The organism is Porphyrobacter sp. HT-58-2 (assembly GCF_002952215.1).
Classification (GTDB): domain Bacteria; phylum Pseudomonadota; class Alphaproteobacteria; order Sphingomonadales; family Sphingomonadaceae; genus Erythrobacter.
Map to the genome: position 1 here is coordinate 2404103 of NZ_CP022600.1, position 16182 is coordinate 2420284.

The window sequence follows — 16182 nt, forward strand, 5'->3', positions numbered from 1 at the left end:
TCAAAGTGAACAGGAATTCTCAGCTCATGGCAAGCGAAAGCAGCAGCCTCGACACCGCCCCGACCTCCGAAGTCGTGACCCGCTTTGCGCCCTCGCCCACCGGCTTCCTGCATATCGGCGGCGCGCGCACCGCTCTGTTCAACTGGCTTTATGCCCGCCACCACGGCGGCCGTACGCTGCTGCGGATCGAGGACACCGACCGCAAGCGGAGCACGCAGGAGGCGATCGATGCGATCATCGAGGGGCTCGATTGGCTTGGGCTTGATTATGATGCGCCGCCGATCTTCCAGTCCGACCGGGCCGAGCGCCACGCTGAAGTCGCGTGGCAACTGCTGAACGCGGGCCACGCCTATAAGTGCTTCGCCACTCCTGAGGAGCTTGAGGCGATGCGCGAGGAGCAGCGCGCCCAGAAAAAGCCGCTGCGTTACGACGGCCGCTGGCGCGACCGCGATCCGGCCGAAGCCCCGGAAGGCGCGCCCTTCACCATCCGCCTCAAGACCCCCAACGAGGGCGAAACCACGATCCACGACCGTGTCCAGGGCGCGGTGACGGTAAAGAACGAGGAAATCGACGACTACATCATCCTGCGCGCCGACGGCACGCCCACCTATATGCTCGCGGTGGTGGTGGACGATCACGACATGGGCGTGACCCACGTGATCCGCGGCGACGATCACTTGAACAACGCCTTCCGCCAACTGCCGATCATCCGCGCGATGAACGCCATCGAAGGTAACTGGCCCGATCCGGTCTACGCCCACATCCCGCTGATCCACGGCAGCGACGGCGCGAAGCTGTCGAAGCGCCACGGCGCGCTCGGCGTGGAGGCCTATCGCGACGAATTCGGCATCCTGCCCGAGGCGCTGTTCAACTATCTGCTGCGTCTGGGTTGGGGCCACGGTGATCGCGAAGAAATCACCCGTGCCGAGGCCGTCGAACTTTTCGATCTCGACGGCGTCGGCAAGAGCCCTTCGCGCTTCGACCTGAAGAAACTCGAGAATCTCAACGGGCATTATCTGCGCGAAGCCGATGATGCGCGTCTGGCGGCACTGGTGGCCGCGCGGATCGGCGAGGCGGCCGATGTCGAACTGCTCACGCGCGCCATGCCGGTACTCAAGGTGCGCGCCAAGAACCTCAACGAATTGGTCGAGGGGGCAGGCTTCCTGTTTGCCCGGCGCCCTCTCGAATTGACCGATAAGGCTGCCCAGCTGCTCGAGGGCGACGCACGCACCAGCCTGCGCGCCATTTGCAACGCTTTTGCAGCGCAAAACGACTGGACAAGCGAGGCGCTCGAAGCCACTACGAAGGCGCTTGCGGAGGAACTGGGATTGGGTCTCGGCAAGCTGGCGCAGCCGATGCGCGCGGCGCTGACCGGGACGACGACATCACCCGGGATTTTCGATGTTCTGGTTCTTCTGGGCCGGGACGAAGCCCTTGCACGGCTTGACGCCCAGGCGGCGTAAGCCCGCAGCAGGGCAGGGATTTTGGACAGGAGACAGATCTTGGCAGACAAGACGGCGAAACTCGAAATCGGGGGCAAATCGTTCGAATACAGCGTGCTGGAAGGCAGCACCGGCCCCGATGTCATCGACATCCGCAAGCTGTATGCGCAGACCGGCGCATTCACCTTCGATCCCGGCTTCACATCGACCGCGTCCTGCGAAAGCGCGCTGACCTATATCGATGGCGATGAAGGCGTGCTGCTGCACCGCGGCTATCCGATCGGTCAGCTGGCCGAGGACTCGAGCTTTATGGAGGTCTCGTACCTGCTGCTCAACGGCGAACTGCCGAGCCAGCAGGAGCTTGATGAGTTCACCTACACCATCACCCGCCATACCATGCTGCACGAGCAGCTGATGACCTTCTATCGCGGTTTCCGCCGTGATGCGCACCCGATGGCGATTATGTGCGGCGTGGTCGGCGCGCTGTCGGCCTTTTACCATGACAGCACCGACATTTCCGATCCCGAACATCGCAAGATCAGCTCGCACCGCCTGATCGCCAAGATGCCGACAATCGCGGCGATGGCCTACAAGTATTCGGTCGGCCAGCCCTTCATGTATCCTGACAACTCACTGTCCTATACCGGCAACTTCCTGCGTATGACCTTTGGCGTTCCGGCTGAGGAATATGAAGTGATCCCGGCGGTGGAGCGCGCGATGGACCGGATCTTCATCCTCCACGCCGACCACGAACAGAATGCCTCGACCTCGACCGTGCGTCTGGCCGGATCTTCGGGCGCCAACCCGTTCGCCTGCATCGCGGCCGGCATCGCCTGTCTGTGGGGTCCGGCGCATGGCGGCGCGAACGAAGCAGCGCTCAATATGCTCAAGGAAATCGGCACGCCTGACCGCATCCCTCACTACATCGAGCGCGCCAAGGACAAGAACGATCCGTTCCGCCTGATGGGCTTCGGCCACCGGGTCTACAAGAACTACGATCCGCGCGCGACGGTGATGCAGAAGACCGTGCGCGAGGTGTTCGATGCGCTGAAGGTCAATGATCCGCTGTTCGAGACCGCGCTGCGTCTCGAAGAGATCGCGCTTAACGATCCCTATTTCATCGAGAAGAAGCTGTTCCCGAACGTCGACTTCTATTCGGGCATCATCCTCTCGGCGATCGGCTTCCCGACGACGATGTTCACCGCGCTCTTTGCCCTCGCCCGCACCGTGGGCTGGGTGGCGCAGTGGAACGAGATGATCAGCGATCCCGGCCAGAAGATCGGGCGTCCGCGCCAACTCTACACCGGCCCCACGCAGCGCGATTACGTGCCGCTGAGCGCGCGCTAAGGGGTCAAGCACGCCATGATGATGCTCAGAACGGCTGGGGTTTTCCTCGTCGTCATGGGCATCATCTGGATGTTGCAGGGCGCAGGCGTGCTGAATTGGCCTGCCAACAGCTTCATGCTCGCCCAGCAGCAATGGGTCATTTTCGGCGCGCTGACCGCTCTGGTCGGCGCGCTGCTGTTTTGGGGCGCGGGACGGATCAGGCGCTGATCAGAGCGCTGGCAGATCGAGCCGGAACAGCGCCCCGCCACCGGGCGCAGCCGCGACCGTCAGATCCCCCGCCATCGCACGGGCCAAGCGGCGCGAAATATAGAGGCCAAGGCCGGATCCGCCATCGCGCCCGCCGTCACTGTCGCGGCCCAGACGCTCGCCCTTGTCGAAGATGCGCTCGGCCTGCTCGGGGGTGACACCTTGACCCTCGTCTGCGACGGTTACAGAAACACGGCCATCGCCCGCTGTAAAGGCTGTAATCGTTACTGTGCTGGCGGCCGGAGCATAGGCAATCGCGTTGCCGATCAGATTGATGAGTATCTGAAGCACGCGGCGGAATTCAGCGCTGGCGATGGCCGCCCCGTGCTCGCCCTCGACCACCAGCACTGTCTCGCGGTTCTGCGCGCGCACTCCGAGGATGCCGGCCGCCCGCGCTGCCGCATCGGCAAGATCGACCGGCTCCTTTGCCGTGGCAAAGCCGGGGGTCTCGACCACTTCGAGATCAGCCAGATCATCAAGCATCGCGGCAAGGTGTTGCCCTGCGCTCGCGATGGTTCCGGCGTAGTCGCTGTATTCATCACGCAGCGGCCCGGCGAGGCGCGCGCGGATGGTTTCGGCATTGGCGATGATCCGCGCTACGGGCTGCCGCAGCACCGGGGCAAGCGCTGTGCCAACAAGGCGGGTGGGCGAGGCTTCGAGCACCTCACTGGCGTGGGGCGGCAGCCCGGCCAGCGCCATCAGCGGTTCCTCCGGGATCAGCAGCAGTTCAAAGCCGGTCGGCGCTTGCGCATCCGGGCCGAACGGGATCAGACGAATACGCCAGTTACGCTGTGATCCGGCAAAGCGGCAGGCACCACCATCCAGCAGGCGCCAGTGAAGCGGCTGATGATGCGCGATTCCGGTGACCTCAACCAATTCGCTCCATAGCTGGCCGGGCTGTTGCATCGCGGCTGACTGAAGCATGACGGCATCGGGGGCCGTCGCGCTGAGCACCTGAAGCCGCTGACGGGCATCAAGCCGCGCGCTGACCTCTGCGGTCGCACGATCAATCGCATCAAGACGCTCGGCAAAGGCGCGGGTCCCGGCATCAAGCAGCGGGCTTCGCTGCCAGTTTTCGACCAGCACCTCGCAGCCGCCCCCCTCGGTATCGCTCAGCGGATGGATACGCGCAAAGCCCGAAACTTCGGCATCGCCATCAAAGGCGCTGAAAGGGCGCGCAATCCTAAGCCTCATGACACGCGCCTGCCGCACCAACGCAAGCAGTTCGGGGATGGCCAGCGTTCCAGGAAGAGCCCCGCCGCACCGCTCCTGCAAGTTCGCCAGCGCATCGTCAGCCGACAGCAACCGGTCGCACGCATCGGTGAGGCCATAGGCGCCCAGCAGGGATTCGGTGCGATCCATCGTGTTCATCACACGAACCCGCTGCCAGCCAGCAGCGTCGCAGCCTGTTCGGCAGTCAGTTCGGCAAGCCCGCGAGGCAATCGCCCACTCGGCTCTACGATCAGGATCTGCCGTTCAATCGCCGCCGGGCTCACGTCGGTAGCCCGGAGCAACAGGGCAAGCCTTGCGCTTTGCCCTTCATGGCAGGCCAGCACTGCCCCCTCTCGCGAGCTGCGGGTCGACAGGGCCAGCGCGCTCGCGAACAGCGCCAGTCCGGCATGATCGAGCGCCAGCGCCGCCACGACGCCGCGTCGCATACCACCCGCAAGCCGAGCCAGGAGACCAAGGCGGCTCGCGCCCTCATCATAGCTTGCCTGCATCCGCGAGAACGCTGCGGCATCGGGCATATCGCGGCAAGCAACCGAAAGCAGACGGTGGAACAGTTCGGCCGGCAGCTCGCCCAATGGCAGCTCCATCCGGCGCTGGCGCTGCATGAAGCGCGATTGCGCCGCCAGTGACTGCATTGCGAGAGCCGCAGTCGCGCTGTCTTCGGATGCAATGAGTTCCTGAAGCAACGGGCTGAGCACGGGATCAATGGCGTGCCTCTGAAACAGGCGGTCGGCGATCAGGCCTTCGGCAGCCAGCGCATGGCAAAAGCCGAGCAGATCCTCATCTGCCATGAGCCGTTCCGCCAATTGGTCGATCGCGTCTGAATCGGGCCGTGTGTGCGCGCGGATGCCCGGATCATGCCCGTCGCAAACCGCAATCAGTTGAGCCGCGAGATCCTGTATCATGCCCCCGACGCGGGCGAGCACCGCATCACTGACAAGCGCCTTGGCTTCGCTTGACAGCAGGTGGCGCAGAACCGGGACGACCGCCGCCATCGCGCGGGCTTCCCGCACGATTTCGTCCCTCAGGATCGCCTCGACATCAGCGCCGGGGGCAAGGTCCATCGTCTTTTCGCCCATCGTTGCAAGGCATAGCACCCGCATAGTTAAAAGCGTGTTAGATCAATCCACCCTCCCGCGCAGCAGCAAACCGGCCAGTAGCCCCAAGGCGAGACAGGCTATTGCTTCAGGCAAGAGGTTGGCGGCTGTTGCAAGGGCAAGGGCGCACAGCAGACAAACGCGGTCGGAAGCGATGGCGAGAACCGGGCTGGCGGTGGAGCGCTCGGTAAGGCGGGCCATGCCGATGGTTAACGGGCCAAGCACCGCCAGTGGCTGCCATTCGGGCCAGGGCGCAAGCGCGAACCAGAGATTTGCCGCAACCAATAAATCCGCGCCGGCCTTCAGAACATCACCAGCGCGTGGCCGTGCCTCCACCCTTCGCAGCGCTGCAGAGAGCGAGGCATAGGACAGCGAGACTCTCGCCGCAAAGCTCCCGAGCGCCGCCACACCCAATGCTGCAAACGCAGCACCGAAGACGGCGATCAGCACCGCAGCAGCGAGCAATGCCAGCGCTACGCTTCCGGCAATCAGCCCGCCCTGCACCAACCCGCGCGGCGCGAGCGCGCGCACCAGCCTTCCGGCGAGCGCTGCCGATGGCACACGCCAGTCAGCCGGGCCAGCTGCGGCTGCAATCAGCGCCTGTTCGTGTCGAACGACCGCAGCGGCGCTTTCTGCCAGCAGCCAGCTTTCCGGCGCGAGATTATCTGCCGTAAGCTCGCGGCACGGTGTCCCGGCCTGGAGCGCAAGCCGGAGCAACACCGAGATCGCGTCGGCATCGGCGGGAAAATCGGCGAGCTGCTGCACCGGCTTCCCGCGCATCACAAGCAAGCCTGCCCAATGGCGCGCGGCGTCGATTCGCTCGAAATCTTCTGGATAAGTGGTCGCCAGAGGGTGATCGGAAGGTATCCCCGCAACCATCCGTTGCAGCTCAGACCCGGCACCAACCAGGGCGCGCACGACGGTCGGATCAGGCACCAGCCCGTCGTGCAGAATGATCAGATCATCTTCTGACCGCACCAGCGCCGGGATCGCGGCAAAACCCTGCAAGGCATGGAAGGCAGCCCCGCCTGCCTCTACCATGTGCTGAAGCTGCAGCACCTCGCGGTCACGTCTGTCACACAGACACAATACCCGCTCGACGCCTAGCGATTGCAGCAGCGCGACCTGCCAAGCCAGCACACTACGGCCAGCAAGCATGAGTGAGGCACGGCGCTCGCCGGATTCGGCATCACGCAAAGCGGCAATCAGGCCAACGCGCATGGCTGGTTCGCTTTCCGACGCGGAAATGCGCCGACTACGACGATTGGCGCGTTCAGCTCAGCGGTTCAAGCGTGAGCGAGCAGGTTTTACCCCCGCAAACACCCAGAGGAGCGTTTCATCGCTGCCCCTCGCGGGCGCGGGTGCGATGGAAACGATTGAGCACCGCCTCGACCTCGCGGATCGCCATCGGCTCACCCGGGGCAGCATGAAGCGCGATTTCCGCAGCTTGAAGGAGGTCTTCGGCGTGGAAGCTGGCGGCAAGCCCCTTCAGTCGCATCGCGGCCACGTGCCAATTTCCGTCGCATCGGGCGCGCTTGAGCAGATCCAGCTGCTTGGCCGCGCTGTCGATGAAGGCACTGCGCAGCTCGCGCAGCAAGGCGGCATCGTCGCCGGCTGCTGCTGCAAGGGTCGCATCAAGGGCACCGTGGTTGAACGCCATGTGATCCGGGATAGGACGGATTAGGTTAAAGCGGGGTTTATCCCGATTCCGGCTGTGGTATGGATGTCCCATGGCAGGACGGCACCAGATGCGCGCCTTGGGGCGCAAGGGCAATGATGACGGCACCGCGGAAACCGCTGTGGCCGAAATCGAGGATCAGGACGCATCCGCACAGGATGCGCTGGAGCAGTCCGATGACTGGACCAATGACGAACTCTCGCCAGGCGGGGATGCGGCACGGTTCGGCTGGCTGACCCCGGCACTGGCACTGCTTGCAGTGGCAAGTTGGACCGGCTTTTTCGGCTGGGCGCATCAAGCGGAGATTCTCGCTCGCCCTGCCCCGGCTGTATGGGCCGGCTGGGTGGTCGAATGGGCCGTTCCGGTCGCGCTGATCGGGATCGTGTGGCTGCTGGCCATGCGCTCCTCGCGGGCTGAAGCGAACCGCTTCGCTACCGCTGCTGCGCAGATGAACCGCGAAAGCGCGGCGCTCGAAGCCAGGCTCAAGGTGGTCAACCGTGAACTCAGTCTGGCCCGCGAATTTCTTGCCGCAGAGGCCCGCGATCTCGAAGCTCTTGGCCGGATCGCCGCCGAACGGATTTCTGCCAATGCCGGAGAACTGCAGAGCCTTATCGCCAGCAACGGCGCACAGGTCGAGGCGATCAGCACTGCAAGCGAAACCGCGCTCGGGAACATGAACCTCCTGCGCGATCATCTGCCGGTCATCGCCAATGCCGCGCGCGATGTTGCCAACCAGATTGGCAGTGCTGGCCGCAACGCGCAGGAACAGCTGGATCAGATGCGCACCGGTTTTGACCGGTTGGCACAAGCTGGCAGCACCAGCGAGACGCAGGTTGAAAAGGTCAGCGCGCAGGTCAGCGAAACGCTTGGCAGCTTAGAGGATCAGCTGGCCCGGATCGAGGAAATCGCAGCCAATCGCCTTTTCGCAGTGCAAGCAGAGACCGAAGCCTTTCGCACCCGCTTTGCCGCACTCGAGCAAGAGGCGCTGGCTGCCCAAAGCGAGCGCACCCAGACGCTTGCGAGCGAAGGCGATGCCATTGCCGCACGGCTCCAGTCCGCCAGCGAAAACGCGCAATCGAGTTTCGCTGCCGCAATTGCCGCGCTCAATGAAACACTGACTGAGAAGCTCCAGCTTATCGATCAGATCGACCAGAACAATGGCACCGCATCGCAGGATCGACTTGCCGCGCTGCGTGCCGAGATCGAGAGGTTCGATACCGAACTGTCCGAACGCTCCCGTCGCTTTGCCGAGTTGATCGAGCAGCGGCAGGCCGCATTCGAGACGCACGAGGCGCAGGCAAGCGAAGTTCTAGCACAACGCCTGGCAGCGCTGGACGATGCGCTCGCGCAGCGGCGTGAGGTGCAGATGGCCGATCTGGCGCGGCTGGTGAACGAAGGCGAAGCTCTTTCCTCAAGAGTAACAGAACTCAGCCAGTTGATGGCAAATGCCGCGACAACGGGGGAGACGGCACGCTCCAGCCTGGGTGCAGGTCTCAACGCGCTCGGACAACAGCTTGACGAGCGCCGCGCCGCCCTTGCCGAAACCGAGGTTCAGCTCACACAATTGACTGAAGCGGGCGTCCGGCTGCTCGAAATCATCCAGTCCGGCACACGGACATCGCGTGAAGATCTGGCAGCGGCCATTGACGCTGCCAGCGAAAGGCTTGAAGGCGTAGAAGCGCGCGCTGGAAAGGTCGAAGCCCTGATGCTGCGCAGCGCGCAGGCGGGCGGTGACCTGTCCGACTATCTGCTGCGCACCCGCTCTGAAATCGATGCAGCTGAAGTGGCGATCGCAGGCTTCAAATCACGGTTGGCGGAACAGTCGGAGGACGCGCTTGCCCGGCTGCAGGGCTTGCGCGGCGGCTTTGCCCGACTGGCCGAGGAAAGCGGGGCTCTTGCCGGGGAAACGCAGGACCAGTTGCGCGCAGCACTTGCCCAGCTTGAAGCTGCGATTGCTCAAGCCTTTGCAACGCTGGACGCTGGTGTGCGTGACAAGGCAGCGGCACTGGCCGAAAGCATCGGCGGTGAGGCGGTGGGCGTGCTTGAAAGGGCGCTGCGCAACGAAGCGGCCGAGACGATCGGCAAGCTGGAACAATCAGCAGCCCATGCCTCTGGCGTGGGACGTGAAGCCGCCATCCAGCTGCGTGATCAACTGGTCAAGGTCAACGAACTGACCGGCAATCTCGAACAGCGTGTCGCCCGCGCCCGCGAGCTAGCCGAGGAACAGGTCAATAATGACTTTGCCCGGCGCATGGCACTGATCACCGATGCACTCAATTCGGCGGCGATCGACATTTCGGGTGCTTTGTCGAACGAAGTCGCCGACACGGCCTGGGACGCCTATCTGAAAGGGGATCGCGGGATTTTCACGCGCCGCGCTGTGCGCCTGATCGATAACGGGACAGCAAAAGATATCGCCACGTTGTACACCGGGGACGAGACCTTCAAGATCAATGTCAGCCGTTACATTCATGATTTCGAGGCACTGCTGCGGCAAACTCTGTCGACGCGCGACGGCCATGTGCTGAGCGTGACGATGCTCGGGTCGGATATGGGCAAGCTCTATGTCGCGCTTGCTCAGGCAATCCAGCGCTTTCGCGCCTAGGCCCCTGTCGGTTCCGGCGGCTTGGGCAGGACGTCGATATCCGCAACGGTGATCCAGCCATACTGGTAATTGGCGACGAACAGCGCCGTCAGCACAGCGGCGATAACGGTCGCCCGAATCACGATCCGGCCAGGACGGAAGTTCACCGGAGCGCTTTCGGCCTGTCCGGGCACAATCGCCTCGCCCGTCTCCTGTGCGGTGCGCAGGCCGAAGGGGAGCATCACGAAGGCGCTCATTACCCAGAACAGGAAATAGATCGCCGCAATCGAGGTGATCTGCATCAGGCTGCCGCCCCGGGCATCACCACCCGAACCTGCGGCCGCTTGCCCGACCAGCGCTGCGCGGCACGGCGGGCGGCAAGGCGGGCAGCTTCGCGGATGGCCGCCTCGTCCTTCGCATCGCGGCCCTTGAGCTTGCCGATGGCCTTCAGCACGTCCTCGGATGCCTCGGCGAGGAAATCGGGCAGGTCTTCATCAAGCGGCAGGCCCACCGCCTCGATCACCGGCCTTGCGCCGCGGGCGAGCACCACCACCAGCACGCCCTCGCCCGCAATCCGGCGGCGCATGGTGATCGCGTCACCATCGGCAGGCGCGATGATGTCGCCATCAAGCACCAGACGGCCCGCGCGCACTTCGGCCAGCTTGCCCGGCTTGCCGGGAGCGAGACGCACGATATCGCCGTTCTTCTGCACCACCTGATGCGGGATGCCACAAGCCTTCCCGACCCGCGCCTGTTCGGCCATGTGGCGGATTTCGCCATGCACCGGCACCAGCACCTGCGGCTTGAGCCAGTCGTAGAGCGCCTCCAGCTCCGGGCGACCGGGGTGGCCCGAGACATGGATCAGCGCCTGCCGGTCGGTCACCATGGTGATCCCGCGCGCGGCGAGCTGGTTCTGGATCTTGCCGATCGGGATTTCATTGCCCGGAATCTGGCGCGAGGAGAACAGCACCACGTCGCCCGCCGTCAGCTCAATCGGGTGGTTCATATCCGCCATCCGGCCGAGCGCCGCACGCGGTTCGCCCTGCCCGCCGGTGGCAAGGATCAGAACCTCGCCGCGCGGCAGGCCCATTGCGGTGTCGAAATCGACCGGCGTCGGGAAATCCTGAAGGTAGCCATTATCCTGCGCCACCTCGATGATGCGGTCCAATGAACGGCCTGCAACGCAAATCTGGCGCCCCGTCTCGCGTGCGACTTCGCCCAGCGTTTGCAGGCGCGCAACATTGCTGGCGAAGGTGGTGACGACCACGCGCTTGCCCTTGTGGCGCGCAACTTCCTCCATCAGCGCGCGATGCACCGCGCCTTCGGAGCCGGAAGGGTTGGGATTGAAGACATTGGTCGAATCACACACCAAGGCCAGCACGCCCCCGGAACCAATTTCACGAAGTTCCTCCTCGGTGGTCGGCTCACCAATGATCGGTTCCTCATCGAGCTTCCAGTCGCCGGTGTGGAAGATGCGTCCGTGCGGCGTGTCGATCAGCAGGGCGTTACCCTCGGCGATGGAGTGCGCCAGCGGCAGGTAGGTGATGCTGAACGGGCCGAGGTCGATCTGGCCGTGGTCTTCCTCGATGATGTTGAGTTCGACCTTGCCCAGCAGCCCGGCCTCTTCCAGCTTGCGGGCTACCAGATCGGCGGTGAAGGGCGTGGCATAGAGCGGCACGCCAAGATCGCCCGCAAAATAGGGCACAGCACCGATATGATCCTCGTGCGCATGGGTCAGCACGATCCCGAGCAGATCCTCGCGCCGTTCCTCAATGAAGTCGAGATCAGCAAAGACCAGTTCGACGCCCGGATATTCAGTGCCCGAAAAGGTCATGCCCAGATCGACCATGATCCACTTGCCCTGACAGCCATAGAGATTGACGTTCATGCCAATCTCGCCGGAGCCGCCGAGGGCCAAGAACAGCAGTTCGTCTTCGGGGGTAAAATCGTTCTTCACAATGTCTCTTACGTTGCGCAGGCTCAGGCGGTTTCGGCCTGGCGGGCGAGTATGGCGAGGCCATCAAGGGTGAGGTCGGCATCGACATGGTCGAAGATGTCGGTCGCGTCGTCGAACAATATGGCAAGCCCGCCGGTCGCTACAACCTTGGCGGGGCGGCCGATTTCGGATTTCATCTTGGCAACCATGCCCTCCATCATCGCGACATAGCCCCAGAAGACGCCGATCAGCATCTGGTCTTCGGTGTTGCGGCCGATGACCGAGCGGCTGGCTGGGGCCTTGATCGCGATGCGCGGCAGCTTGGCGGTCTTGCCCACCAGCGCATCGAGCGAAAGGTTGATCCCCGGAGCGATCGACCCGCCCTTGTAGGCGCCGGTGAAGTCCACCGCCTCAAACTTGGTCGCCGTGCCGAAATCGACGATGATCAGATCGCCGCCATATTTGTGATGCGCGGCAAGGATATTGAGCGCACGGTCAGCGCCCAATGAGGAGGGCTGGTCGACATCGATCTCGAACCGCCAGCGCGCCGCGCCCTGACCGGCGAACAGGGGCGTGATTCCGAAATACTTCTCGCACAGCACGGTAAGGTTGTGGTCCGCGCGCGGCACCACCGAAGCGACGATGATCCGCGTTATGGCGTCGCGCTCCACACCTTCGATTTTGAGCAACTGGAGCAGCCAAACGGCATATTCGTCGCCCGTCCGACGCGGATCGGTCGCGATGCGCCAGCGGGCGCGGATGGTGGGCGTGCCGTCCGGTTCATAGGTGAACAGCGCGAAGACGACATTGGTGTTCCCGACATCGGCGGCGAGCAGCATGGGTCTGGATCCTTGGATTACGAAATATCGCCAGCGCGAATGACACGTTCGCTGCCATCCGCCAAGCGCAGGCGCAAGGCACCATCGGATTCCTCAAGGCCGGCGAACGTGCCGGACAGCACCGAACCATCGGTGTCGTGGACGGTGACGGACGAACCGAGCGCGTGGATCGAGAGGCCGAGGAAGCGTTCCAGCGTGCCACCGAGGTTGTCCGCGCGCCAGAATGCGAGGTTGCTGGCAAACTGTTCGGCAAGGACGCGCGCAAAGTGCTCGACGTCAGGGGCGGCGACGACATCGGCAAGGGCAGCGGTCTTGCGTCCCTCGATCTGCGGCGCTCGGGCGAGGTTGACCCCTATGCCGACGACCACATGACCGCGCACCATTTCGAGCAGGATGCCGGACAGCTTGCCGCCATTCAGCAGCACGTCATTGGGCCATTTCAGCGCGAGGCCTGCCGGGCTGTCCTTGATAATCCGTGCGGCCTGAAAAACCGCAATGGCGGCGACGAAGCTGAGCGAGGCAGCTGGCGGGGCGCCCGCGCCAACCTCAACCACCGTCGAACCCATGAAATTGCCCGCCCCGTCGAACCACTCGCGCCCCTGCCGCCCGCGCCCGGCGGTCTGGCGGCGGGCGACCAGCCAAGCCCCTTCCGCCCAGCCTTCAGCCGAGCGCAGCGCAGCGGCAAGGTCGGCGTTGGTCGAGCCGGTCTCTTCGACGACGTGGATCAAACCGAGACGATGAACAGCGAGCGCGCTGCCTTGTCGGCCAGATCGGTCAGCGACGGTGTCAGAAGGTAGCCGAGCGGCGAGATGATCAGCGCAGTAAGGCCCAGCAGCACCCAGTGGCCGGTTTCGCTCTTTCCGGTAACGACGCCGGCGGGCTCATCGAAGAACATCACCTTGACGAACTTGATGTAATAGAACGCCCCGATCACGCTTGCAGCAATGGCGATGGCGCCGAAGGCGATCAGACCCGCTTCGACCGTCGCCTGGAACACCACGAACTTGCTGTAGAAGCCGAGCAGTGGCGGAATGCCCGCTAGGCTGAACATGAACAGCAGCAGCGCCCAGGCAATCGCCGGGCGGGTCACGGACAGGCCGCGAATATCGGCGAAGGTTTCGAACAACGTCCCGTCCTCGGCCCGCAGCATCAGCAGCGCGACGAAGGAGCCGATGCTCATGGCGACATAGATGAACAGATAGACCAGCATCGCCGACGCGCCGCTCGGATTGGCGACCGCCAGACCGAGGAGAATGAAGCCGATATTGTTGATCGAGGAATAGGCCAGCAGGCGCTTGAGGTTCTCCTGACCGATCGCCCCCAGCGCGCCGAAAATGATCGAGGCGAGCGCGGTGAACATCACGATCTGCTGCCATGCGGCGACCTGCGCGCCGAACACCTCGAACACCACGCGCGCGGTCAGGGCGACAGCGGCGACCTTCGGGGCCGTGGCAAAGAACGCGGTGACAGGTGTCGGCGCGCCTTCGTAGACGTCGGGCGTCCACATGTGGAACGGCACGGCGCTGATCTTGAAAGCGAGGCCGGAGAGCACGAAGATCACGCCGAAGAGTGCGCCAAGCCCCAGTTCACCGGTCAGCCCGGTGCGAACGGCAGCAAAGCCGGTGCCGCCGGTAAAGCCATAGAGCAGGCTCATGCCGTAAAGCAGGATGCCGCTCGCCAGCGCACCAAGGACGAAATACTTGAGCCCCGCCTCGCCTGAACGCGTGTCCTTGCGCAGGATTGCCGCAAGAACGTAAGCGGACAGGCTGTTCAGTTCGAGCCCGAGATAGAGGCTCATGAAATCATTGGCCGAAACCATGATGCTCATGCCCACAGCAGCAAACATCACCAGCACCGGATATTCGGCGCGCATCCCGCGCTCGGCTCCTGCAGACGGGCCAGCAAAGAAGGCCGGAGCGATCATCAGCGCGGCGATGGCGGCAAGATAGATCAGCGCCTTGGCAAAGAGTGCAAAAGTGTCGATCTTGAGCAGGCCGCCAAAAGCCAGCGTTTGCGGACCGTCAACGCCAAGGTGAAGGCCCGGCACCAGCAGGAACCCGGCGACGAACAGCGCCGCCGCCGCACCGATGGCGATTTGACGCGCCCCCTTGTCCCCGCTCCACGCGGCGACCAGCAACAGCACGAGGCCGGTAAAGCTCAGCAGCAGCTCAGGGATGATGAGGCCGAAGGAGTGAGCGAAATCCATTAGTGCGCGCCCTCCTTGGCGCTCGAATGATCCATGCCCTCGTGGTGCGGCAGCGCATTGGCCGCCTCGGCGCGCGGAGCACCGGGGGCGAGCTGCGCATCGCCTGCCGGAGCCGCCGCCGCGAGCCGCGCGTCAAGCACGGCAATGTCGGCGCGCATGGGCGCGAGGAAGCTTTCAGGGTAGACGCCCATCCACAGCACGGCCGCCGCGATGGGGGCCATCATGATCCATTCGCGGGCCGTGATGTCACCCATCTTGGCCGCGTCCTCGTTCACCTGCGGCCCGAACGCCACCCGGCGATAGAGGTAGAGCATATAGGCCGCGCCGAGGATGATCCCGGTGGTGCAGATCAGCGCGACGAGGCTTGATGTCTGGTAAATCCCGGCCAGCGACAGGAACTCGCCGACGAAGCCGCTGGTGCCCGGCAGGCCGATGCTCGCCATGGTGAACAGCAGGAAAAAGAGCGCGTAATAAGGCATATTGGTCGCAATCCCGCCGTAACGGGCAATCTCACGCGTGTGCAACCGGTCGTAGATGACCCCGACACACAGGAACAACGCCCCCGAGACGAGACCGTGCGACAGCATCACGATCATCGCGCCTTCCAGCCCCTGCACGTTGAAGGCGAACAGGCCGACGGTAACGATCGCCATGTGCGCGACTGAGGAATAGGCGATCAGCTTCTTCATGTCGGCCTGCACCAGCGCGACCAGCGAGGTGTAGACCACCGCAACCATCGACAGCGCGAACACGAGCCATGCAAACTGCGCGGAGGCCTCGGGGAACATCGGCAGGCTGAAACGGATGAAGCCATAGCCGCCGAGCTTCAGCAGCACGCCCGCCAGAATGACCGAGCCAGCGGTCGGCGCCTGCACGTGCGCGTCGGGCAGCCAGGTATGCATCGGCCACATCGGCACCTTCACCGCAAAGCTCGCAAAGAAGGCCAGCCACAGCCAGGTCTGCGCGCCTGCCGGGAAGTTGTACTGCATCAGCGTCGGAATGTCGGAGGTGCCCGCCTCGGCTACCATCCAGAACATCGCGATGAGCATCAGCACCGAGCCCAGCAGGGTGTAGAGGAAGAACTTGTAGCTCGCGTAGATGCGGTTATCCCCGCCCCACACGCCGATGATGAGATACATCGGAATGAGGCCCGCCTCGAAGAAGACGTAGAACAGGAACAGATCCTGCGCCGCGAAGGTGCCGATCATCAGCACCTCCATGAACAGGAAGGCGGCCATGTATTCGCCGACCCGCTTGGTGATCGAATCCCAGCTCGCCAGGATGCAGACCGGCATCAGGAACACGCTGAGCATGATCAGCAGCAGCGCGATCCCGTCGATCCCGAGCTTGTAGGTGAAGCCTTCAAACAGGTTCGCCTCTTCGGTGAACTGCCACTGCGGGCCGCCGATTGCGTAATTCGACCACAGGACCACGCCGAGAGCAAAGGTGACAAGCGTCGCCCCCAGCGCGATCCAGCGGGCGGCGTTCGCGCCTGCAAACAGGCACAGCGCCGCGCCCGCCAGCGGCACGCACATCATCAGCGACAGGATGGGAAGGCCTTCCATTACGAAGCGCGC

General features: G+C 63.9%; 14 protein-coding genes. 4 read left to right on the forward strand and 10 right to left on the reverse strand.

Annotation, left to right across the window (positions count from 1 at the left end):
* The first annotated feature begins 26 nt into the window (after positions 1-26).
* From gltX to CHX26_RS11340, 3 genes are read left to right on the forward strand one after another with little or no spacing between them, the layout of a single operon-like run.
* Positions 27-1463: a glutamate--tRNA ligase gene (gltX, locus tag CHX26_RS11330; protein ID WP_104942453.1), complete on the forward strand. Its 1437-nt coding sequence runs from the start codon at positions 27-29 to the stop codon at positions 1461-1463.
* A gap of 39 nt (positions 1464-1502) precedes the next feature.
* Complete coding sequence (locus CHX26_RS11335; protein ID WP_104942454.1) at positions 1503-2789, forward strand: citrate synthase; 1287 nt, start codon at positions 1503-1505, stop codon at positions 2787-2789.
* Positions 2790-2804: 15 nt separating this feature from the next.
* Complete coding sequence (locus CHX26_RS11340) at positions 2805-2996, forward strand: hypothetical protein (protein ID WP_104942455.1); 192 nt, start codon at positions 2805-2807, stop codon at positions 2994-2996.
* Here CHX26_RS11340 and CHX26_RS11345 read toward each other — a convergent pair whose 3' ends face one another.
* The 4 genes from CHX26_RS11345 to CHX26_RS11360 all read right to left on the reverse strand — a co-directional run bounded on the left by CHX26_RS11345 (position 2997) and on the right by CHX26_RS11360 (position 7022).
* On the reverse strand, positions 2997-4406 hold the full coding sequence (locus CHX26_RS11345) for a sensor histidine kinase (RefSeq protein ID WP_335682299.1): 1410 nt from the start codon (positions 4404-4406) through the stop codon (positions 2997-2999). It abuts the gene before it with no gap.
* Complete coding sequence (locus CHX26_RS11350) at positions 4406-5329, reverse strand: hypothetical protein (protein ID WP_146107722.1); 924 nt, start codon at positions 5327-5329, stop codon at positions 4406-4408. The genes CHX26_RS11345 and CHX26_RS11350 overlap by 1 nt, the downstream gene beginning before the upstream one ends.
* A gap of 57 nt (positions 5330-5386) precedes the next feature.
* Entirely contained in the window at positions 5387-6583 is a 1197-nt protein-coding gene (locus CHX26_RS11355) for a hypothetical protein (protein ID WP_104942457.1), read from the reverse strand.
* Positions 6584-6698: 115 nt separating this feature from the next.
* A complete protein-coding gene (locus CHX26_RS11360; RefSeq protein ID WP_104942458.1) occupies positions 6699-7022 on the reverse strand; it encodes an Hpt domain-containing protein in 324 nt (107 codons plus the stop codon).
* Positions 7023-7092: 70 nt separating this feature from the next.
* Here CHX26_RS11360 and CHX26_RS11365 point away from each other — a divergent pair, with 70 nt between their 5' ends.
* Complete coding sequence (locus CHX26_RS11365) at positions 7093-9645, forward strand: ATPase (RefSeq protein ID WP_104942459.1); 2553 nt, start codon at positions 7093-7095, stop codon at positions 9643-9645.
* On the opposite strand, the gene CHX26_RS11370 is transcribed toward CHX26_RS11365, so the two are convergent.
* Genes CHX26_RS11370 through CHX26_RS11395 form a run of 6 tightly spaced genes read right to left on the reverse strand, consistent with a single transcriptional unit; the run spans position 9642 to position 16170 of the window.
* Complete coding sequence (locus CHX26_RS11370; protein WP_104942460.1) at positions 9642-9926, reverse strand: DUF1467 family protein; 285 nt, start codon at positions 9924-9926, stop codon at positions 9642-9644. The genes CHX26_RS11365 and CHX26_RS11370 overlap by 4 nt on opposite strands.
* On the reverse strand, positions 9926-11581 hold the full coding sequence (locus tag CHX26_RS11375; RefSeq protein WP_172449808.1) for a ribonuclease J: 1656 nt from the start codon (positions 11579-11581) through the stop codon (positions 9926-9928). Before CHX26_RS11375 ends, CHX26_RS11370 begins: the two co-directional genes overlap by 1 nt.
* A 23-nt stretch (positions 11582-11604) precedes the next feature.
* Positions 11605-12399: a type III pantothenate kinase gene (locus CHX26_RS11380; protein ID WP_104942461.1), complete on the reverse strand. Its 795-nt coding sequence runs from the start codon at positions 12397-12399 to the stop codon at positions 11605-11607.
* Between the two features lie 17 nt (positions 12400-12416).
* The gene (locus tag CHX26_RS11385; RefSeq protein ID WP_104942462.1) at positions 12417-13127 is read right to left on the reverse strand and encodes a biotin--[acetyl-CoA-carboxylase] ligase; all 711 of its coding nucleotides are present in this window, start codon (positions 13125-13127) and stop codon (positions 12417-12419) included.
* Positions 13124-14605, reverse strand: coding sequence for an NADH-quinone oxidoreductase subunit NuoN (nuoN, locus tag CHX26_RS11390; RefSeq protein ID WP_104942463.1), 1482 nt, complete (start codon positions 14603-14605; stop codon positions 13124-13126). The genes CHX26_RS11385 and nuoN overlap by 4 nt, the downstream gene beginning before the upstream one ends.
* Positions 14605-16170, reverse strand: coding sequence for an NADH-quinone oxidoreductase subunit M (locus tag CHX26_RS11395; RefSeq protein ID WP_104942464.1), 1566 nt, complete (start codon positions 16168-16170; stop codon positions 14605-14607). The genes nuoN and CHX26_RS11395 overlap by 1 nt, the downstream gene beginning before the upstream one ends.
* Positions 16171-16182 lie beyond the last annotated feature (12 nt).

Coding starts and splice junctions, on each gene's coding strand:
- CHX26_RS11380 (WP_104942461.1), bottom strand. CDS start 12,399: ATGCTGCTCGCCGCCGATGTCGGGAACACCAATGTCGTCTTCGCGCTG.
- CHX26_RS11370 (WP_104942460.1), bottom strand. CDS start 9,926: ATGCAGATCACCTCGATTGCGGCGATCTATTTCCTGTTCTGGGTAATG.
- CHX26_RS11360 (WP_104942458.1), bottom strand. CDS start 7,022: ATGGCGTTCAACCACGGTGCCCTTGATGCGACCCTTGCAGCAGCAGCC.
- CHX26_RS11355 (WP_104942457.1), bottom strand. CDS start 6,583: ATGCGCGTTGGCCTGATTGCCGCTTTGCGTGATGCCGAATCCGGCGAG.
- gltX (WP_104942453.1), top strand. CDS start 27: ATGGCAAGCGAAAGCAGCAGCCTCGACACCGCCCCGACCTCCGAAGTC.
- CHX26_RS11350 (WP_146107722.1), bottom strand. CDS start 5,329: ATGGACCTTGCCCCCGGCGCTGATGTCGAGGCGATCCTGAGGGACGAA.
- CHX26_RS11395 (WP_104942464.1), bottom strand. CDS start 16,170: ATGGAAGGCCTTCCCATCCTGTCGCTGATGATGTGCGTGCCGCTGGCG.
- CHX26_RS11340 (WP_104942455.1), top strand. CDS start 2,805: ATGATGATGCTCAGAACGGCTGGGGTTTTCCTCGTCGTCATGGGCATC.
- nuoN (WP_104942463.1), bottom strand. CDS start 14,605: ATGGATTTCGCTCACTCCTTCGGCCTCATCATCCCTGAGCTGCTGCTG.
- CHX26_RS11345 (WP_335682299.1), bottom strand. CDS start 4,406: ATGAACACGATGGATCGCACCGAATCCCTGCTGGGCGCCTATGGCCTC.
- CHX26_RS11365 (WP_104942459.1), top strand. CDS start 7,093: ATGGCAGGACGGCACCAGATGCGCGCCTTGGGGCGCAAGGGCAATGAT.